At 65.2% G+C, this 18,767-nt stretch carries 17 protein-coding genes; 11 read left to right on the top strand and 6 right to left on the bottom strand.

What is annotated here, in order from left to right; all coding sequences use genetic code 11:
- The 5 genes from NKI61_RS28485 to NKI61_RS28465 form a co-directional block, all read right to left on the bottom strand.
- On the bottom strand, window positions 1-755 hold a 755-nt coding region (locus NKI61_RS28485), incomplete at its 3' end, for an ROK family protein (RefSeq protein WP_352841911.1).
- Window positions 752-1,492: a PIG-L deacetylase family protein gene (locus NKI61_RS28480; RefSeq protein WP_352841909.1), complete on the bottom strand. Its 741-nt coding sequence runs from the start codon at window positions 1,490-1,492 to the stop codon at window positions 752-754. The genes NKI61_RS28485 and NKI61_RS28480, both read right to left, overlap by 4 nt.
- Window positions 1,489-2,346: a carbohydrate ABC transporter permease gene (locus NKI61_RS28475; RefSeq protein WP_352841907.1), complete on the bottom strand. Its 858-nt coding sequence runs from the start codon at window positions 2,344-2,346 to the stop codon at window positions 1,489-1,491. Before NKI61_RS28475 ends, NKI61_RS28480 begins: the two co-directional genes overlap by 4 nt.
- The gene (locus tag NKI61_RS28470) at window positions 2,343-3,275 is read right to left on the bottom strand and encodes a carbohydrate ABC transporter permease (protein ID WP_023747070.1); all 933 of its coding nucleotides are present in this window, start codon (window positions 3,273-3,275) and stop codon (window positions 2,343-2,345) included. The genes NKI61_RS28475 and NKI61_RS28470 overlap by 4 nt, the downstream gene beginning before the upstream one ends.
- A 49-nt stretch (window positions 3,276-3,324) precedes the next feature.
- A complete protein-coding gene (locus NKI61_RS28465; RefSeq protein ID WP_352841905.1) occupies window positions 3,325-4,599 on the bottom strand; it encodes an extracellular solute-binding protein in 1,275 nt (424 codons plus the stop codon).
- A gap of 316 nt (window positions 4,600-4,915) precedes the next feature.
- On the opposite strand from NKI61_RS28465, the gene NKI61_RS28460 reads away from it, so the two are divergent.
- The 3 genes from NKI61_RS28460 to NKI61_RS28450 are packed head-to-tail and all read left to right on the top strand — an operon-like array spanning window position 4,916 to window position 7,958.
- Window positions 4,916-6,208 carry an ABC transporter substrate-binding protein gene (locus NKI61_RS28460; RefSeq protein WP_352841904.1) on the top strand — a complete coding sequence of 431 codons (1,293 nt, stop codon included), beginning with the start codon at window positions 4,916-4,918 and terminating at the stop codon, window positions 6,206-6,208.
- Window positions 6,208-7,098 carry a carbohydrate ABC transporter permease gene (locus NKI61_RS28455; RefSeq protein ID WP_352841903.1) on the top strand — a complete coding sequence of 297 codons (891 nt, stop codon included), beginning with the start codon at window positions 6,208-6,210 and terminating at the stop codon, window positions 7,096-7,098. Before NKI61_RS28460 ends, NKI61_RS28455 begins: the two co-directional genes overlap by 1 nt.
- On the top strand, window positions 7,095-7,958 hold the full coding sequence (locus NKI61_RS28450; RefSeq protein WP_352650415.1) for a carbohydrate ABC transporter permease: 864 nt from the start codon (window positions 7,095-7,097) through the stop codon (window positions 7,956-7,958). Before NKI61_RS28455 ends, NKI61_RS28450 begins: the two co-directional genes overlap by 4 nt.
- 6 nt (window positions 7,959-7,964) lie before the next feature.
- Here NKI61_RS28450 and NKI61_RS28445 read toward each other — a convergent pair whose 3' ends face one another.
- Window positions 7,965-9,149: a Gfo/Idh/MocA family protein gene (locus tag NKI61_RS28445; RefSeq protein WP_352650413.1), complete on the bottom strand. Its 1,185-nt coding sequence runs from the start codon at window positions 9,147-9,149 to the stop codon at window positions 7,965-7,967.
- Between the two features lie 86 nt (window positions 9,150-9,235).
- Between NKI61_RS28445 and NKI61_RS28440 the strand changes: the two genes are divergently transcribed.
- The 8 genes from NKI61_RS28440 (at window position 9,236) to NKI61_RS28405 (ending at window position 18,579) form a co-directional block, all read left to right on the top strand.
- On the top strand, window positions 9,236-10,123 hold the full coding sequence (locus NKI61_RS28440) for a MurR/RpiR family transcriptional regulator (RefSeq protein WP_352498316.1): 888 nt from the start codon (window positions 9,236-9,238) through the stop codon (window positions 10,121-10,123).
- Window positions 10,124-10,202: 79 nt separating this feature from the next.
- Complete coding sequence (locus tag NKI61_RS28435) at window positions 10,203-10,985, top strand: SDR family oxidoreductase (RefSeq protein WP_352841901.1); 783 nt, start codon at window positions 10,203-10,205, stop codon at window positions 10,983-10,985.
- Window positions 10,982-12,517, top strand: a complete 1,536-nt coding sequence (locus tag NKI61_RS28430; protein WP_352769049.1) for a mannitol dehydrogenase family protein — start codon at window positions 10,982-10,984, stop codon at window positions 12,515-12,517. Before NKI61_RS28435 ends, NKI61_RS28430 begins: the two co-directional genes overlap by 4 nt.
- Before the next feature lie 22 nt (window positions 12,518-12,539).
- On the top strand, window positions 12,540-13,454 hold the full coding sequence (locus tag NKI61_RS28425) for a sugar phosphate isomerase/epimerase family protein (RefSeq protein ID WP_023740862.1): 915 nt from the start codon (window positions 12,540-12,542) through the stop codon (window positions 13,452-13,454).
- Window positions 13,455-13,532: 78 nt separating this feature from the next.
- The gene (locus NKI61_RS28420; RefSeq protein WP_352841899.1) at window positions 13,533-14,567 is read left to right on the top strand and encodes an ABC transporter substrate-binding protein; all 1,035 of its coding nucleotides are present in this window, start codon (window positions 13,533-13,535) and stop codon (window positions 14,565-14,567) included.
- Between the two features lie 277 nt (window positions 14,568-14,844).
- Window positions 14,845-16,395, top strand: a complete 1,551-nt coding sequence (locus tag NKI61_RS28415; RefSeq protein WP_023740861.1) for a sugar ABC transporter ATP-binding protein — start codon at window positions 14,845-14,847, stop codon at window positions 16,393-16,395.
- Window positions 16,392-17,363, top strand: coding sequence for an ABC transporter permease (locus NKI61_RS28410; protein ID WP_023669686.1), 972 nt, complete (start codon window positions 16,392-16,394; stop codon window positions 17,361-17,363). The genes NKI61_RS28415 and NKI61_RS28410 overlap by 4 nt, the downstream gene beginning before the upstream one ends.
- A 235-nt stretch (window positions 17,364-17,598) precedes the next feature.
- Window positions 17,599-18,579, top strand: a complete 981-nt coding sequence (locus NKI61_RS28405) for an ABC transporter permease (RefSeq protein ID WP_023704177.1) — start codon at window positions 17,599-17,601, stop codon at window positions 18,577-18,579.
- Window positions 18,580-18,767: the final 188 nt, after the last annotated feature.

The raw sequence follows: 18,767 nt of genomic DNA, 5'->3' as shown, positions 1-18,767 counted from the left end.
CGTCGCAGCGCTGCAAGCAGCGGCGGCCGGATCACATCCAGCGCCTCCGCCAAACCACCCGAAATCAGCACCGCTTGCGGATCGAGCAGCGCGACAGCGCCTGCAAGCGCGGTACCGAGCTGTCGCGCCGGCAGTTCAAGCAAGGTGAGTGCGGCCAGTTCGCCGGCCTGGGCAGCGGCGATCAGCTGGCGGCCGTCGGCAAGGCCGATCTGTCCGGCAAGGGCATCGAGCGCCCGGCCCGACGCGACGCGCTCCAGCCAGCCGCTGCGCTCCTCGCCATGATCTTTGACGTCGGCGCAGGCCCAGCCGAACGAGCAGGCGCCGCCATGCGCGCCGGCAACGATGCGGCCATTGGCCAGCACCGCCGAACCGATGCCGGTGCCGATGGCGAGCAGGATCGCATCTGACATGTTTTTCGCACTGCCTTCGACAGCCTCCGCCAGCAGCGCAATCTGTGCGTCATTGCCGAGCGCTACGCGCAATTTGGGAAACAGCGTCTGGATGTCGACGCCGTCGAGGAACGGCAGGTTGGGGATCCAGCGGCAGATTGAGCCCTCGACCAGACCCGGCACCGCGATGCCAAGCGCTGAGACCGGCCCGGCCTCCACGCACAGCGCGTCGATGCGAGCAATGAAGGCATCAAGGGTTGCCGGCGCCGGCTCGCTGCCCCGCGTCTCCAACGCACCGACATCGCCCGTAGATACGCCGGCGCGCAGATTGGTGGCGCCGAGATCGATGGCGAGTACCCGCGTCATCGACCGGACCCTTTGCCGAAGGGGAGCGAGAACAGGCCGCTGCCGGCATTCCACGAATGCGATGCCGCCGCGAAGGCCTGCGCATGGCGCGTGCCGCGCAGGCAGCCGCGCAGCCGGTAGAGCGAACTGTAATAGTCGACATAGGGGAAGCTGCTCAGGCCGCGCGCCAGTTCATACTCCATGACCGCGTCGCGCCAGGCCTCGAACCCGTCGCTGACATCGACGAGATACTCGGGCCGGAAGCCGTCATCGTCCTCCCAGTTCTCGCCGAACAGCAGCAGTTGCGGCGTGTGCGCCGGATGGTCGCTGGCAACGGTCGGCAGTCCGGCGAAGAAGATACCGGTCTTCGTCAAATGCGCGGCGGCGCGATGGTCCTTGTGCCAGCTGCCATGCCAATGGGTGATGACGATCTCGGGTTTCAGCTCGCGAATGATGTCGCCCACTTCGAGCGCCGTCTGATCGTCTGTGGGCAGGAAGCCGTCGCGCAGGCCAAAGCCACGCATAGTGACGCCGAGCCGCTCCGCCGCGCTGCCCGCTTCCTCTTCCTTCTGCACGCAATAATGCGCGGGAACCAGGTACGGATGGCCCTGCTCACCCATGGTCAGATGCAGGAAGGTCACCGTGGCGCCGCGCTTGACGGCAGCGGCCGCCAGCGGCCCGGCCATCACCTCGGCATCGAAGGCGTGCGCGCCGACCACCAGGATGGATTTCGCCGCATAAATTCTGTCTTCGATCATTTCGTGCCCCCTCCGGTACCCACGCCTTCGCGAATCTGGCGCGCCAGCAGACAATACATGATCAGGATGGGCGCCATGGATATCGCCAGCGAGGCGAACACCAGGCCCCAGTCGGTGCGGAACTGGCCGACGAAGACGCTGATCGCCAGCGGCACCGTCTTGTAGCGGTCGTCGAAGATGAAGATCAGCGGGAAGAAGAATTCGTTCCACACCGCGATCGCTGTGAAGATGGCCACGATCGACACCGCCGGCTTGACCATCGGCAGGATGATCTGGAACAGGATGCGCACCTCGCCGGCGCCGTCCATGCGCGCGGCCTCGTCCAACTCGGAGGGTAAGACGCGCATGAAATTGGCGAAGATGAAGACGGCGAAGGGAATGCGGATCGCCGAATAGACCAGGATCAGCCCGGTCAGCGAATCCAGCAGGCCGAGATTGCGCATCAGCGTGAACAGTTCGACCGAGGCGAGCCGGATCGGCAGCATGATGCCTGACAGGAACAGGCCGAGCATGATGGCATTCCAGCCGAGTCTGTATCGGCTGAGCGGATAGGCGGCCATCGCCGAGACGACGATGGTGAGGATGACCGCGCCGCCCGTGACGATCAGGCTGTTGATGAAATTCTGGCCGAGATCGGCGCGCGTCCAGGCGTTGATGAAATTGTCGAAGGCAAAGCTTTGCGGCAGGCCGAGCCTGTTGTCGTAGATCTCGGCCGTGGTCTTGAAACAGGAGACGACAAGGATGTAGAGCGGCAACAGCACAGCCGCCGTCCATGCGATCAGCACCGTCCAGCCGGGCAGCCGCGCCAGCTGCCGTGAGATGTCTGGCCTCTTCGCAATCGCCAGCGCGCTCATAGCTGCACCGTGCGGCGGTCGAAGAAGCGCAGCATCATGAGCGTGCCGATGCTGAGGATCAAAAACAGCACGGTGCCGAGCGCCAGCGCCAGACCGATATCGGTGATGCCGACAGCGCCTTCCGCGCCGAAGGCCAGCCGGTAGAAGTAGGTCACCAGCGTGTCGGTCGAATAGCTCGGATTGCCCTGCACGCCCTGCATGACATAGACGATGTCGAACTGGTTGAAGGTGTTGATGAACGACAGCGTCGTCAGCGTGCCCAGCGCCGGCATCAGCAGCGGCAGCGCGATCGAGAACAGCATGCGCGCATTGCCGGCGCCGTCAAGTTTTGCCGCCTCGAAAATCTGGCCGGAAATCTGCCGCAGACCTGCCGTGTAGATCAGCACCGGCAGGCCCATCCAGTTCCAGGCATCGACGGCGATCAGCATGGCGAGCGCGGTGTGGCTGTTGCCGAGCACGGTCAGGCTGCCCTGGTGCAGGCCAAGCCCGTTCAGCGCCCATTCGACGACGCCGCCCGGTGCCAAAAGCAACCGCCACAGCGCGCCGACGATGACCGGGCTCAGCACCGCCGGAAAGAAGAACACCGACTGGAAGAACGCAGCACCCCTGTCGCGCAGGAACAGCAGCCAGGCGAACAAAAGCCCGATTCCGTTCTGGAATAGCATGATGCCGAAGAACCAGGCGGTGTTGTGCCACAGCGCGCCGTAGAGCCGCGCGCCGCTGGGGAAAACGAACAGCCTTGAGAAATTCGACAGGCCGGCGAACTCGACCATGCGCAGCCCCTTCCAGACGAAGAAGCTGCCCCAGAGCGACATCCCCAGGGGATAGAGGACGAACAGCGCATAGACCGCCAGCGCCGGCAGGATGAACAGCACGGCCATGCGCTGCTGCGTGCGGCGAAGGCTGCTGGTGCGGCGAAGGGTGCTCATGCGCTTTTCTGGTCCGTGAGTGACCGGCCGCTTTTGCGACCGGCCGCGCCTACTGCTTCGGCTTGAACCAGGTGGCGACCGCGGCCTGCATGTCGGCCGCCAGCTTCTCCGGCGCGATGTTGCCTTCGACCATGTCGATGATCTCCGACTGCAGCACCGAAGACGCCGTTGGCGACTGCCAGCGGAAGCCGACCAGCGTCAGATAGGGCGTCGAATTCTTCGCCATCTCCATCATCGAGGCCAGCACTGGATCCTTCACCGTCACATCCGTGCGGGCCGGCGGCCAGCCGAGCTCGTCGGCGAACATCTGCGCGAACTCTGCCGAAACCATGAAGCCCAGCACCTTGGTCGCGGCTTCCTTGTTCTGGCTCTCGGAGACCAGGCCATAGGAGCCGTCGGAGAAGGCCGAGGTGTAGAGTTTTGCCCCGGCATCGTCGGCGGGGAACGGGAAGATCGAGAATTTCAGCTTCGGGTTCTGCGCCTTGAAGCTGCCGTTCTCGAACGAACCGCCGAGGAACATCGCCGCCTTGCCGCCGATGAACTGCTGCGTGGCGGTGGTGTAGTCGATGCCGGCGAAGCCGTCGGGGAAATACGGCTTCAGCTCGGCGAAGCGCTTCAGCGCCGCGACATAGCGCGGATCCTCGAAGGTCGCCTTGCCGCTCATCATCTCGTCGTAGAATTCAGGACCATAGACGGTCGGGCCGACGACGCCGACGGCGATCTCCAGTTCCCAGGCCGAGCCGTTGGCGCCGCCGGTGGCGATCGGCGTGATGCCGGCCGCCTTCAGCTTCTCGCAGACAGCGGTGAAATCCTTGTAGGTCTTCGGTATCTCGATGCCCTGGGCGGCGAAGATATCCTGGTTGTAGAAGACGCCCATCATCGGCACCGAATAGGGCACGCCATAGAGCTTGCCGTCGCTGCGGCCGCGCGCGCCGCCAAGCGCCGCGTCCTCCATGTTCTTCAGCTCCGGCACGCTGTCGTCCAGCGCGTCGAGATAGCCGGCCTCGACGAAGGGCTGCAATTCGCCATAGGCCTTGAGCTGGGCGATGTCGGGCCCGCGCCCGCCGCGCAGCGCCGTGCTCAGCCGGTTCTGGTAGTCGGCATCGGGCGTGAACTGGATGGCGACCTTGATGCCGGGGTTCTTCGCCTCGAAGGCATCGAAGATGCGGCGCATCGCTGCCTCGTCCTCGGTGCGCCAGCTCCACAGCGTCACCGTGCTGTCGGCGGCTCGCGCCGGCAATGAGGCGAAGACGCCGGCGCAGGCGGCGGCAAGGCCGCCGATCAGGCCAAGTGCTGCGCGCCGGTCAAGTGAAAGCATGCTCATTGCCAGTCTCCCATTGTTCTCTGTCCTTGGCGTCCCGCGGCATTTCCTGCCGTGAGAGAGTCATTGGCTCGGGAAAAGTCATTATAATGACATAGCGGCATTCGCAAGAGGTCTGCTGCGCCTCAGGAATGGCGGCGTTGGCCCCCTCACGACATTGCAGTACCCGCATCCGTTTGTTACCTAACGATAAATATCCACATTCCAGCGCTGCAAAGAAATCTGTGACCGTGCCATGTGAGACTTTTTCGCCAGCAAGCCCTTGCGTCGCCGCGCTAACTTGTCATAACGTCATTGTGAACCGATAGGAGGATGAGGAATGTCGTTTGCCTGGACGTCGAAACTGGCACTGGCCGCAGGCCTCGCCATCCTGCCCACCACCGGCTGGGCGCAATCGGTCAACATCTCCTATCTCACCCACTGGTCGCCGGAGACGGTCGCGCTGCTGGAAGCGGCGGCCAAGGATTATGCCAAGACCAATCCGGATGTCAGCGTCACCGTGCGCGCCGTCCCATTCGGCGACCTCCTGACCACGCTGCGCTCGCAAGGCGGCGGCGCGGACGGCCCGACGATCGGCGGCATCTACGATCTCTGGTTGCCGGAACTGGCGCGCGACAAGCTGGTCGCGCCCGCCCCCGATGCGGTGGCCAGCGAGGTCAAGGCCGCATGGCCGGCGGGCATCACCAGCGCCGCCTCGGTCGGCGGCACGCTCTACGGCATCCCCAACGAAATCGACGTCTATGCGCTGAACTACAACAAGGCGCTGTTCAAGCAGGCCGGCATCGCGGCGCCACCCAAGACCTGGGACGAGTTCAAGGATGCGGCCAAGAAGCTGACCAACCAGGATGCGGGACAGCAAGGCTTCGGCATGATCAACTCCTGGGCGGCCGGCGTCGTCCACCCCTTCGCCTCGCTGCTGGTCTCCAATGGCGGCGACCTGGTCAAGGACGGCAAGCCGGTGCTCGACAGCCCGCAGGCCGCGGAGACTTTCCAGCTCTATGAAGACCTGATCAAGTCCGGCGCCAGCGTGCCTTCGATGGCGACAGCCGACGCCAACACCACCGGCCCCTTCCTCGACAATTTCGTCTCCGGCAAGACCGGCATGATCATCATGGCCAATTGGTGGGAGAGCGCACTGAAGGCCGGCATGGGCGACAAGTTCGCCGACATTGCAACGGCGCCGATTCCCGTCGGCCCGAGCGGCGACAAGCCGCATTCGATCTCCTACTCCTGGATGACCGTGGTCAACGCCAATGCAGGTGCCGCCGAGCAGAAGGCGGCGTGGGACTTCCTCGCCTGGCTGAACAATCCAAAGTCCGGCAAGAACGGCGCTTCCGCGATGTCGGATATCCTCATGTCGATGGGCATCCTGCCCTCACGCCTCTCCGACATCGAGGCGCACAAGGACAAGCTCGGCTCGGAATTCCTCTCCGGCTATGTCAGCGTGCTCACCGACGCCAAGCCGTTCCCGGTGGTGCCGGGCGGCCAGGAATTCTCGGAATCGCTGCAGCAGACGCTCGAGGCGTTGCAGTATGGCCAGGTCTCGGCCAAGGATGCGCAGGCGACGGCGCAGGCCGACGCCATTTCGATCCTGGAGCGCGCCGCCAGATAATGATTCAGAGGTACCGTGCCTCGGCGGGCATCATGCTGGCGCCCGCCGTGACGCTGATCGGCATCTTCATCCTGTTGCCGATGCTGCTCACCGTCTGGCTGTCGTTCCAGGACTGGTCGACGCAGACGCCGTTTTCCAGCGCCGGCTTCATCGGCCTCGACAATTTCCGCGAGATTTTTGGGGTCTCCTCGGTTGGCCGCGATTTCAAGGCCGCGCTCGCCAACACAGCCGTCTACACCGCGCTTTCCGTCATCCTCATCCTGCCTCTGTCGGTGGCCTTTGGGCTGATGGTTTACCAGCGCGATGTCGCCGGCGGCACGGCGCTGCGCACGGTGCTGTTTGCCACCTACATGGTGCCGATGATCGCTGTCGCGCTGGTGTGGTCGAAACTCTATTCGCCGAGCGAAGGCCCGCTCAACCAGATGCTCGGCCTGATCGGTGTGGGACCACAGCCCTTTCTGTCGTCACCGCGCTCGGCGCTGATCTCGATCGTCTTCCTCAATGTCTGGCAACAGGTCGGTTATTTCACCGTCTTGGCGATCGCCGGGCTGACGCAGATTCCCGGCAGCCTGTATGAAGCAGCAAAGCTCGACGGCGCCAACCGTTTCGAGCAGTTCCGCTTCATCACCCTGCCGCTGATACGGCGCACGCTGTTGTTCAGCGCCGTCATCGCCATCATTAACGCCGTGCAGGTGTTCGAGCCGGTTGCCCTGATCACGCAGGGCGGGCCGGTCGGCTCGACCAATGTGCTGACCTACCACATCCGCCGCGTCGGCATCGAGCGTGCGCAGGGTGGACTGGGTTCGGCCATGGCGGTGATGCTGATGCTTTCGCTGATTGTCGTCGTCTGCGCGCTGTTTGCCTTCGCCAACCGGAAGAACGACGAATGAGCGCGGGATCGTCGAGCCGGCTGTCGCGCCGGCGCCCGTCGGGCCGCAAGGCGCTGCTGGCGACGCTGATGCTGCTGGTCGCCGTCGCCTCGGCCTTCCCGCTGGTATGGATGGTGCTGTCGAGCCTCAAGACGCCGGCCGAGAGCATGCAGGTGCCGCCGGTGTGGATCCCCCTTACGCCGAGCTTCGACGCCTATGAGAAGGTGTCGGGCGTGGTCAATGTCGGCCGCTCGATGTGGAATTCCCTGGTCATCGCCTCGATCACCACCGCCGGCATCCTGCTGACCAGCATGATGGCCGGCTACGCCTTCGCCAAATACTACTTCCCCGCCAAGTCGCTGCTGTTCTCTGTGCTGATCGCCACCATGTTCCTGCCGCCGATCGTGACGCTGATCCCGCTCTATCGCCTGGTCGGCTCGATCGGCCTCAACGCCAGCCTCGCCGGCATCATCGTGCCCAATCTCGCCAATGCTTTCGGCATCTTCCTGATGCGCCAGTTCATCTCCGGCGTTCCCGACGAGCTTATCGACGCCGCGCGCATGGACGGCGCCTCGGAGTTCTTGATCCTCTACAAGATCGTCGCGCCCAGCATCGCCCCCGCAATCGCGGCTCTGGCCCTCTTCGCCTTCGTCTACCACTGGAACAGCTATCTGTGGCCGCTGACCGTGCTGCAGGGCAATGCCGACGCCTATCCGATCGTCATCAGCCTGAGCCGCCTGCTCAGCTACAACAGAGGTGCGGTCAACACCGGCCTGGTGATGGCCGGCGCGACGCTGGCCGTGCTGCCGCCGCTCATCCTGTTCGTCTTCCTGCAGCGCTTCTTCGTCGATTCCATCGTCGGCTCGGCGATCAAGGGATAGCTCGCCTCACCCGAACCTTGCCGCCGTCCAAGCCCCACCCGCAGCATTCGACTCCACCGCCGCCGCCACAAACTTCACCCCGCGCGCGCCATCGACGACATCGGGCACCTGTGCCGCGCGCGCCGGATCAACCGTCCCGCCCGAACGGTGCGCGCGAATGATATCGGCGGCGTCGCGGTAGAAATTGGCGAAGGCCTCGATATATCCCTCCGGATGCGCCGCTGGCATGCGCGACACGCGCTGGCTTTCAGCTGTCGAGCCGTGACCGCCACGCACCAGCGTGCGGGTTTCCTCGCCATATGGTGAGAAGCGCAATTCCTCCGGCCGGCCACCCGACCATTCGAGCCCGGCTTTGTCGCCATAGATGCGCACCGAGAGATCATTGTAGTGGCCGGGCGAGGTCTGGCTGGCGAGGATCGTGCCGCGCGCCCCGCCGGTCCAGCGCACCAGCACATGCGCATTGTCGTCGAGCCGGCGTCCCGGCACGGCAGTGAACAGATCGGCCGACACCGCCTCGGCCTCACAGCCGGAGATATAGCTTGCCAGGTTGAAGGCATGCACGCCGATATCGGCCAGCACCGCCGACTGCCCGGCGCGCGCCGGATCGGTGCGCCACTCCGCCTGCTTCTGGCCCTCGGCGTCGATCGGCTTGGTCAGCCAGTCCTGGATGTAGGCGCCATGCACGGACACGATGCGGCCAAGCGCGCCCGCCGCCACCATCTCGCGCGCCTGGCGGACCATGGCGTAGCCGGTGTTGTTGAGCGTGACGACGAAGCGACGCTTTTTCTCCCGCGCCAGCGCCACCAGCGCCTCGGCCTCATCCAGCGTCGTCGACAGCGGCTTGTCGCAGATGACGTTGATGCCGGCCTCCAGAAAGGCCGTGGCGATCGGCGCGTGCAGATGATTGGGCGTGACGATGACCACCGCCTCGATGCCGTCTGGCCGAGCAGCTTCCGCCTTTGCCATGACATGGTAATCGGCATAGCTGCGCTCCGGCGCGATGCCGATCTCGGCAGCCGACGCGGCGGCGTTTTCTGGGTCCGACGACAGAGCGCCGGCGACCAGCACGATCTGGTCGTCGAGGCGCATGGCCAGCCGATGCACGGCGCCGATAAAGGCATTGCGGCCGCCGCCGACCATGCCGACCCGCAGCCGCTTGCCGGCTGATCCGTCCGATGTTGCGTAGACCATTTTCAAGCTCCTCCCGGCACACCGCTTTCGAACATGATTTCCAATTTTCATATTGTAAAACGATCGTATCGCGCTAGCCTGAAATCATGAGTGGGGCAAGCAAGGCATCCGGACGGTCCAGCACCGACGAGGCGGCGACGCGCAAGCGCGGGCGCTCGCTGGCCGCGCTTGGCTACATCCAGCCGCAGACCTATGAGGAGCTACGCGCGGTGCTGTCGTCGGGCACGGTGCATTTCCCCAAGCGGCTGCGCCAGGTGGCAATCTTCCTGTGGCAGCATCCGAGCGACGTCGCGCTCGGCACCATCGCGCAGGTTGCGGCACAGGCCGGCGTGCAGCCCTCGACGCTGGTGCGCTTTGCCCAGATCTTCGGCTATTCCGGCTTTTCCGATTTCCAGGGCCTGTTCAAGGAGCACATCAAGGGCTCATGGCCGGAAGGGCGCGGCGAACCGCGCACCGAGACCGAGCCAAATCTGCATTTCCTGCACGGCATGGTCGGCGCATCGCAGGCCTCGCTGGGCCGCATCGAGACCGGCTTCGACGTCGAGAGTTTCGACAAGATGGTGGCGCTGCTGGCGGCGGCCGAGCTGATCTATGTCATCGGCTCCAAGCGCGCCTTTCCCGTCACCGCCTATCTCTCGCTGACGCTCTCGCAGCAAGGCGTGCGCAACGTGCTGGTCGACAATGTCGGGTCCTCCGCACTCGACCAGATCGGCTGCATCGGCGGCCGGGATGCCGTGCTCGCTGTCTCCTTCAGCCCCTACAATTCGATCACGCCCGATCTCGTCGCGGTGGCGCATGAGCGCAAGGCGCGTATCGTCACCGTCACCGACAGCACCTTCAGCCCGCTGATCCCGCTCTCGGACAGCTGGCTGGAAGTGGTGGAATCCGACTTTGCCGGCTTCCGCTCACTGGCGGCCTCGCTCGCCGTTGGGATGGCGCTGGTCCATGGCGTGGCGGCGCGGCGCGGCGAATGAGGCGTCACTGGTCCAATTGACTATCGGGAATTGTCGTTCCATATTTCTCAAAATAGAAACTTTATTCCCGGGAGGAGGAATGGAGATCCGGCTTGACGGCAAGGTGGCTCTGGTCACCGGGTCGACGCAAGGCATTGGCCGCGCCATTGCCGAGACGCTGGCGCGTTCCGGTGCCGCCGGGCTGCTGGTCACCGGGCGCGAGAGGGCGCGTGGCGAGGCCGTGGCGGCCGAGCTTTCGCAATTGGGCACGCCGACCATCTTCGTCGCCGCCGACCTTGCCGATGCTGACGCCCCCACCCTTCTGGCGCAGGCCTGCATCGAGCGCTTCGGCCGCATCGATGCGCTGGTCAACGCCGCCGGCCTGACCGATCGCGCCTCTTTCCTCGACGCCAGCCTCGACGATTGGGCGGCGCTGTTTGCCGTCAATGCGCGCGCGCCGTTCTTCCTGATGCAGGCGGCGATTGCCGACATGAAGCAGCGCGGCCAAGGTGGCGCCATTCTCAACATTCTGTCGATCAACGCCCATTGCGGCTCGCCGGAGCTTGCCGTCTATTCCGCCACCAAGGGCGCGCTAGCGACGCTGACCAAGAACGCCGCCAACGCCCACCGTTTCGACCGCATCCGCGTCAACGGCATCAATGTCGGTTGGACGGACACGCCGGCCGAACGCATCATGCAGGCGGAGACTTTGGGCAACGGCCCTGGCTGGCTCGAGAAGGCCAACGCCGCGCAGCCTTTCGGCCGGTTGCTGACGCCGGACGACATCGCCAGCCTCGCCGTCTTCCTGCTGTCCGACGCCGCCGGCCCGATGACCGGCGCGGTTGTCGACCAGGAGCAGGCGGTGATCGGGGCGAACCGGTGAGCGCTTCCACCGAAACGCTTGGGCCGGCGCTGCTCGACCGCTTGCCGGCCTCGGTCCAGACACCGTCCTATGACCGTACGCTCCTGGCGCGCGGCATGGCGCATCTCGGCGTCGGCGCCTTCCACCGCAGCCATCAGGCCGAATACACCGACGATCTCATCTCGCTGCGCTTCGACCGCTGGGGCATCGTCGGCATCAACATCCGTCCGCCCAGCCTTGCCGACACGCTGGGACGGCAGGGCGGGCTCTACACAAGGCTGATCCGCGAGAACAGCCATATCGAGGCACGTGTGATCGGCAGCATCGTCCGGGTGGTCGACAGCCAGGAGAGTGCCGCACCGGCGCTGGGTGTGCTGATCTCTCCCGATATCGAGTTGGTGACGATGACGGTGACCGAAAAAGGCTATTGCCACGTCCCGTCCAGCGGCGAACTCGACCTTGGCCATCCCGACATCGTCCACGACCTCGCCAACCCCGAGACGCCGCGCAGCGTCCCCGGCCTGTTGGTGCGGGCGCTGGAGCAGCGCAGGGCCACAAATGGGCGGCCGCTGACACTGCTGTCCTGCGACAACATTCCGGCCAATGGCGTTATCCTGGCCAATGTCGTGCAGACCTTCGCCAGGCAGCGCGGCAATGGCTTGGCCGCGTGGATCGCAGCCAATACCGCCTTCCCTTCGTCAATGGTCGACCGCATCGCGCCGGCGGTGACGCAAGATGACATCGATAGTGTCGAACAATGGTTCGGCTACCACGATGCCGCCGTCGCTGTCGGTGAGCCGTTCCGGCAGTGGGTGATCGAGGAAAAATTCGCCGGCCGCATGCCGCTCTGGGATCTGGTCGGCGCCACCTTCGTCGACGACGTCACGCCGTTCGAGCATCTCAAGATGCGGGTGCTGAACGGCGCCCAGACGACACTGGCGACGCTCGGCGTGCTGGCCGGGCTCGAGCACACATCGGACGCCATAGCCAACCCGCTGCTGTCGGACTTCATCCGGCGCATGCTGGTCGAGGAGACGCTGCCGACGCTGATGCCGGTATCCGGCGTCCTGCCGCTTGCCTATGTCGAGCAGAGCCTTGCCCGGCTGAAGAACACCGCGATCCGCCACCGCAACCACCAGGTCGCCACCGACGGTTCGCAGAAGATCGTGCAGCGCCTGCTCAACCCGATCCGCGACCGGCTCGCAATGGGCCAGAGCATAGGCCTCCTGTCGGTGCCGGTCGCCGGCTGGATGGCCTATCTCATCCATGCTTCCGCACGCTTCGGCAAACGCTGGCCGGTGTTGGATCCCTATGCCGGCAAGGTCGCCGCAATCGCCGATGCGACCGGTCACGATGCCAGCGCGCTGGTGTCCGCCATCCTTGCCATCGACGGGATATTCGACCCCGGCCTTGCCGCCGACGATACGTTCCGCGCGGCCGTCACATCGGCGCTGGGCGACCTGCTGTCGGACGATCCGATGGCGGCTGTCCGGCACAGTCTTGAACAAGATGAGGTCGCGAGGTTGAAGCGATCCAAACAATCGGCATTATAGTCGTCGGGTCTAGGGAGGCAGAATGAAACTTGGAGTTCTTACAGCACCGTTTGCGGAGACGCCGCTTGGCGAGGTCGCCGGCTGGGCGCACTCGGCCGGCTTCGAGGCGCTGGAAATCGCCTGCTGGCCGAAGACCTCCGGCGCGACGCGGCGCTATGCCGGCACCAGCCATATCGACGCCGCCTCCACCTCGCCCGCGCAGGCCAAGGAGATCGTCGCCTCGCTGACGGAAAAGAAGCTGACGGTCTCCGGCCTCGGCTACTACCCCAACCCACTGCATCCGGACCCTGCCCATCGCGAGGCCGTCATCGGCCATCTGAAGAAGGTCATCGTGCTGGCCGCCAATATGGGCGTGCCGGTGGTCAACACCTTCTGCGGTGGCGATGCCTCGAAGACCGTCGACGTCAACTGGCAGGACGCGCTGAAAGTCTGGCCCGAGACCGTCGCCTATGCGCGCGATCACGGGGTAAAACTCGCCTTCGAGAACTGCCCGATGATCTTCAGCTATGACGAATGGCCGGGCGGGCACAACATCGCCTATTCGCCGCTGGTCTGGCGGCGCATCCTCGAAACCTGGGGCGGCGAGGTCGGCATGAATTTCGACCCCTCGCACCTGGTCTGGCAAATGATCGACCAGGGCCGCTTCATCAAGGAGTTCGGCCCCTACATGCTGCATGTCCACGCCAAGGATTTGATGATCGATCATGATAATTTGTATGAGCGCGGGATCCTTTCCGCCGGGATAGGCTGGCAGGTGCCGCGCATGCCGGGATTGGGCGATGTCGACTGGAGCGGCTTCTTCTCCGGCCTCTACCGCGCCGGCTATGACGGCTCGGTCATCATCGAACATGAGGACAGGCGGTTTGAAGGCAACGACGATGCGGTGAAGCGGGGCTTCCTGCTCGCCCGCGACGTGCTGCGCCCCTTCGTCAAATGACGAGGTGAATGACTTGGTCTGAACCTGCCGAAGGGTCTGACCCTGAGACGAAAAACAACAATGTGGAGGAGTACTGACATGAAGAAAATACTGACCATGGTCCCGTTGCTTGCGGGCGCTGCCTTGCTGGCATCGATGGGCGTGTCGTCGGCCGAAGCCAAATATACGATCGGCATTTCCAACACCGTGCAGGGAAATGGCTGGCGCGAGGAAATGGTCTGCGCCATGAAGGCGCAGGCGCTGGCTTCGGGCGAAGTGACGAAGCTCAACATCGCCCACCGCAACACCGATGCCGCCGGCCAGCTCGAAGACATCCGCAATCTGATCAGCGCCAAGGTCGACGCCATCGTCGTCAACCCCGCTGATCCCGCCGGCATCAAGGCGGGCCTGGAAGAAGCCACCAAGGCCGGCATCGTCGTCGTTGCCGTCGACCAGGCGGTGACCGAACCGTCGGCCTACATCATCTCCAACAACCAGGAACAGTATGCCTATCTCGGCGCCAAATGGCTGTTCCAGCAGATGGGCGGCAAGGGCGAAGTGTTCTACATGCGCGGTGCCGCCGGCGCCTCGGCCGACAGCGATCGCGACAAAGGCTTCAAGAAGGCGCTGGCCGAAAACCCCGGCGTGAAGGTGGCGCAGGAAGTCTTCACCGGCTGGCAGCAGGATCAGGCCAAGCAGCAGATGCTGTCGTTCCTGGCCACCGGCACGCCGTTCAACGGCGTGTGGACGTCGGGCATCGACAACGTCATCGTCGACGCGCTGGTCGAATCGCAGGCGCCGCTGGTGCCGGTGGTCGGCGCCGACAATGCCGGCTTCGTCGGCCAGCTGAGCTCGGTGAAAGGTCTCGTCAGTGCAGCCGTCACCAACCCCGGCTCGATCGGCGGCGCGGGCGTGACGCTGGCGCTGCAGATCCTCGACGGCAAGAAGCCAGCGCAGCAGACCGTGCTGGTCGACCCGCAGCTGTGGGACAACGCGACCGACGAAGGCAAGGCCAAGCTGAAGGCAGCCGCCGACCCGTCGCTCAGCCCGGAATGGCCGGTCTCGATCTCGATCCCGGAGTGGACGACCTACACGAAGGAGCAGATCGTGGCCTGCAAGGGGCCGGGGGAGTAAGCCTGGTTTGAATGAACTGGCGAGGACGGCGAACGGCCGTCCTCGCCACACAGACTAGCGCTCTACGGCGCCCCCTCTGTCCTGCCGGACATCTCCCCCACAGGTGGGGAGATTGGCTGTCATCTCGGCTTTCGCTAATTTTCTACGTCGCAAGACGAGGGGCGGCGCCGGAACTGCCAATCTCCCCCCTTGTGGGGGAGATGTCCGGCAGGACAGAGGGGGCGCCGTAGAGCGCCGACATTAGTTTCTGGAACCATCAATTTTGACAACAAACCATTTGACTACCAGCCCCGTCCTCGACGCCACCGGCGTCGCCAAGAACTACGGTGCAGTTGCAGCACTTCGCAACGCGTCGCTCTCCGTCCTGCCCGGCGAAGTGCACGCGCTGATGGGCGCCAACGGCGCCGGCAAGTCGACGCTGGTGAAGATCCTCACCGGCGCCATTCCGGCGAACGCCGGCCGCATCCTGATCCGCGGCGAAGCGCGCGACATTCGCTCGCCGGCCGCCGCGCGCCGCGCCGGGCTGCTGCCCGTCTACCAGGAGCCGTCGCTGATCCCCGATCTCGACGTTCTCTCCAATCTCAGGCTCACCGGCACGCCGGTCGAGCCGTTCCGCGCCTGGGTGCGCGAGCTCGGCATTGCCGACCTCGATCTGCGCGACACCGCGCGCGACATCCCGCTGGCCGTGCTGCGCGTGCTCGACCTGGCGCGGGCGCTCGCCGTCGAGCCCGACGTGCTGCTGCTTGACGAGATGACGGCGGCCCTGCCCGCCAACCTCGCCGAAAAGGTGCTGGAAGTGGTGCGCCGCCAAGGCGATTCGGGCCGCGCCGTGATCTTCATCTCGCACCGCTTCGTCGAAATCTCGGCGCTGTGCGACCGCGCCACCGTGCTGCGCGACGGCGAGACCGTCGGCGTCGTCGACATCGTGCCGGGCGTGGAAGAAAAGATCGTCGAGCTGATGCTCGGCACCCGCATCGTGAAAACCCATGTCGCTGCCCGCAGTGCCGCCGAGAAGGGCGCGCCCGCGACCACCCGGCCGCGCATTTCGGTGCGAAACCTGCGCGTCGGCGCCAAGCTCAGCGATGTCTCCTTCGATCTCGCCGACGGCGAAGTCGCCGGCGTCGTCGCGCTCGAAGGCCAGGGCCAGGACGAGTTGTTCGCCGCCCTTGCCGGCTTGATCCGGCCCTCCGGCGGCACGATCGAAGTCGATGGCCAGCCGGTGAAATTCTCGCATCCGATCGACGCCATCCGCGCCGGCATTGCCTATGTGCCGGGCGACCGCTCGGAAGCGCTCGCCATGCAGCGCTCGGTGCGCGAAAACATCGCGCTGCCTTTCAGCGCTGCCTTGCGCAACTGGGGTCCGATCAACATGCGCCGCGAACGCGCGACCGTGCTCAGCGCGATCGAGCGGCTGCAGATCGACACCCGCGCGCAAGGCGAGGTGCAGCGCCTGTCCGGCGGCAACCAGCAGAAGGTGACCATCGCCCGCTGGATCGCGGCGGATGCCCGCACCATCCTGTGCTTCGACCCGACGCGCGGCATCGATGTCGGCACCAAGCAGGAGATCTACAAGCTGCTGCGCGAACTCGCCGGCAACGGCAAGTCGGTGCTGTTCTACACCTCGGAACTCGAAGAGGTGCAGCGCGTCTGCGACCGCGTCATCGTCATCTTCGGCGGCCGCCTCGTCGACATTTTTCCGGTCGAGGAGGCCGACGAGCCTGCGCTGATGCGCGCCGCCTACGGCCTGCCGCGCGGCGCCAAGGCCGATATCGGCATATTGGCTGATCCGACCGCGAACACTTCGGCTTCGCCGGAGGCCGCGCCATGAGCCATTTCCTGCGCCGCCAAGGCTGGGTCGTCGGCCTGTTCGCCCTGCTCATCGTCCTGTTCATCGCCACCAGGATCATCCAGCCGGCCTATGGCAGCAATGATTTCGGCTCGCTCGCCCGCGCCGTTCTGCCCTATGCCTTCGCAGTCGCCGCGCAGACGGTGGTCGTCATCGCCGGCGGCATCGATCTGTCGGTCGCCGCCATGATGGCGCTGACCAGCGTCACCGCGGCGTCGATGATGAATGGCGCGAGCGAGGAATACGCGCTGTTCGTGGTGCCCTTCGTGCTCGCCATGGGTTTCGTGCTCGGCGCGCTCAACGGCCTGCTCATCGTCGTCACCCGCGTGCCCGACATTGTCGTCACCCTCGCCATGCTGTTCGTGCTGCAGGGCGCCGCCCTGCTGGTGCTCGACGCGCCGGGCGGCGGCATCGCCGAATGGCTGAAGGCGCTGATCTCCGGCACCGTGCCGATCCCCGGCCTGCCCGACGCCATAGACGCCTGGCTGCCCAAGGCCCTGCTGGTGCTGATCGTCTGCCTCTGCGTCATCTGGATACCGCTCAGGCGCTCGCGCCTCGGCCTCTCCATCTACGCCATCGGCTCCAGCGAACTGGCGGCGTTCCGCTCCGGCGTGCCGGTCAAGCGCACCCGCATCATCGCCTATGCGCTGTCCGGTCTGTTCGCCGCCTTTGGCGGCCTGGCGCTGACCATGAGCACCGGCATCGGCGCCCCCATCCCCGGCCCCTATCTGCTCGCCAGCGTCGCCGCCGTGGTGCTGGGCGGCGTCGCGCTCGGCGGCGGCAAGGGCGGCCTGCTCGGCCCGATCGTCGCCGTCTTCGTGCTGAGGCTGGTGCGAACGGATCTTACGCTGCTTGCCATCGACCCCAACGTCACCGCCATCATCGAGGGGCTGATCATGGTGGCGGTGGTGATGTTCGGCGCGTTTATCACGATGCGGGGGCGGCAGTGATGGGCGGGCTGTCGCAGAGAGACGTCAGCGTTCCTTCGCGCCCCCCTCTGTCCTGCCGGACATCTCCCCCACAAGGGGGGAGATTGGATGTCGCGACGACCTTCGCCAATCTCCAACCTTGCAAGAATGAGCGAGGCGCTGAAGCTGCCAATCTCCCCACAAGTGGGGGAGATGGCCGGCAGGCCAGAGGGGGGCGCCGTAGAGCGCCGTCCTCGCAGAACATTGGGCAAACCCCATGAGCACCACCGCCATCACCCCGGTCCCCTTCGGCCGCCGCATAAAGCGCTTCATGGCCGATCGCCCGCTCATCCCGCTGATCGTCCTGCTCGCCATCCTGGTTATAATCCTGCAGGTCCTGCGCCCCGGCATCGTCAACGAGCGCTGGATCGCCAACACCATCAAATTCGCCATCCCGCTGGCGATCCTCTCGGGATGCCAGACCATAACCATGCTGACCGGCGGCATCGACCTGTCGGTCGGCACGGTGGCGACGATGAGCGCCTTCATCATGGCCACGCAAGTGGTCAACCAGGATCCGGCGGTGGCGTTCCTCCTGGCGATGATGCCGGCGGTGCTGATCGGCCTCGTCAATGGCATCGGCGTCGGCGTCTTCCGCGTCCACCCGCTGATCATGACGCTGGGCACCAGCCTGATCGGCACCGGCTGCCTGCAGGTCTACCAGCGCACGGTGATCGCGTCGGGCGCAAAAATCCCCGACTTCCTGGCTTGGCTCGGCACCGGCGTGACATGGGGCTTCCCCAACGCGCTGCTTTTGTTCGTGCCGCTCGCCGCCCTCATCGTCTTCACGCTCGCCCGCACCGGCTTCGGCCGCCTGCTCTACGCCGTCGGCGACAATGAGCGCGCGACCCGCCTGTCGGGCGTGCAATACTGGCAGGTCATCACCGCGCTCTACGTCACCTCCAGCGTGCTCGCCGGCATCACCGGCCTGCTCTATATCGGCTTGATCAAGGCGCCGTCGCTGTCGCTCGCCGAACCGCTGGTGCTGCCCTCGGTCGCCGCCGCCGTCATCGGCGGCACCTCCATCTTCGGCGGCCGCGGCGGCTACACCGGCACCATCATCGGCGCCCTGATCCTGACCGTGCTGACAACACTGCTGACCATCCTGCAGATGCCGGAGGGGGCACGGCGGATCTTGTTCGGGCTGATCGTGCTGTTCGTGACGGCGGCGTATTTGCGGATTGTGGAGGAGCGGTAGGGGGCCGAGGCCAGCGCCAGCCCCCACTCCGTCTCGGCTCGCCGAGCCACCTCTACCCCCACGTCCGTGGGGGAGAGGAAATGCCAAGCTTTTCGAGCGAAGAAAAAACTCAACACTGTCGAGGCCGCAACCTCGAAAATTAGCGTTTCCTCTCCCCCACGAATGTGGGGGTAGAGGTGGCTCGGCGA

It is taken from the genome of Mesorhizobium sp. M0514, assembly GCF_040321145.1.
GTDB lineage: Bacteria > Pseudomonadota > Alphaproteobacteria > Rhizobiales > Rhizobiaceae > Mesorhizobium.
This window is presented reverse-complemented; position numbering and strand designations above follow the sequence as displayed.

Excerpts from the sequence above, each read along its gene's own strand:
- NKI61_RS28480 (WP_352841909.1), bottom strand. The coding sequence starts at position 1,492 with ATGATCGAAGACAGAATTTATGCGGCGAAATCCATCCTGGTGGTCGGC.
- NKI61_RS28475 (WP_352841907.1), bottom strand. The coding sequence starts at position 2,346 with ATGAGCGCGCTGGCGATTGCGAAGAGGCCAGACATCTCACGGCAGCTG.
- NKI61_RS28470 (WP_023747070.1), bottom strand. The coding sequence starts at position 3,275 with ATGAGCACCCTTCGCCGCACCAGCAGCCTTCGCCGCACGCAGCAGCGC.
- NKI61_RS28465 (WP_352841905.1), bottom strand. The coding sequence starts at position 4,599 with ATGAGCATGCTTTCACTTGACCGGCGCGCAGCACTTGGCCTGATCGGC.
- NKI61_RS28460 (WP_352841904.1), top strand. The coding sequence starts at position 4,916 with ATGTCGTTTGCCTGGACGTCGAAACTGGCACTGGCCGCAGGCCTCGCC.
- NKI61_RS28455 (WP_352841903.1), top strand. The coding sequence starts at position 6,208 with ATGATTCAGAGGTACCGTGCCTCGGCGGGCATCATGCTGGCGCCCGCC.
- NKI61_RS28450 (WP_352650415.1), top strand. The coding sequence starts at position 7,095 with ATGAGCGCGGGATCGTCGAGCCGGCTGTCGCGCCGGCGCCCGTCGGGC.
- NKI61_RS28445 (WP_352650413.1), bottom strand. The coding sequence starts at position 9,149 with ATGGTCTACGCAACATCGGACGGATCAGCCGGCAAGCGGCTGCGGGTC.
- NKI61_RS28440 (WP_352498316.1), top strand. The coding sequence starts at position 9,236 with ATGAGTGGGGCAAGCAAGGCATCCGGACGGTCCAGCACCGACGAGGCG.
- NKI61_RS28435 (WP_352841901.1), top strand. The coding sequence starts at position 10,203 with ATGGAGATCCGGCTTGACGGCAAGGTGGCTCTGGTCACCGGGTCGACG.
- NKI61_RS28425 (WP_023740862.1), top strand. The coding sequence starts at position 12,540 with ATGAAACTTGGAGTTCTTACAGCACCGTTTGCGGAGACGCCGCTTGGC.
- NKI61_RS28420 (WP_352841899.1), top strand. The coding sequence starts at position 13,533 with ATGAAGAAAATACTGACCATGGTCCCGTTGCTTGCGGGCGCTGCCTTG.
- NKI61_RS28410 (WP_023669686.1), top strand. The coding sequence starts at position 16,392 with ATGAGCCATTTCCTGCGCCGCCAAGGCTGGGTCGTCGGCCTGTTCGCC.
- NKI61_RS28405 (WP_023704177.1), top strand. The coding sequence starts at position 17,599 with ATGAGCACCACCGCCATCACCCCGGTCCCCTTCGGCCGCCGCATAAAG.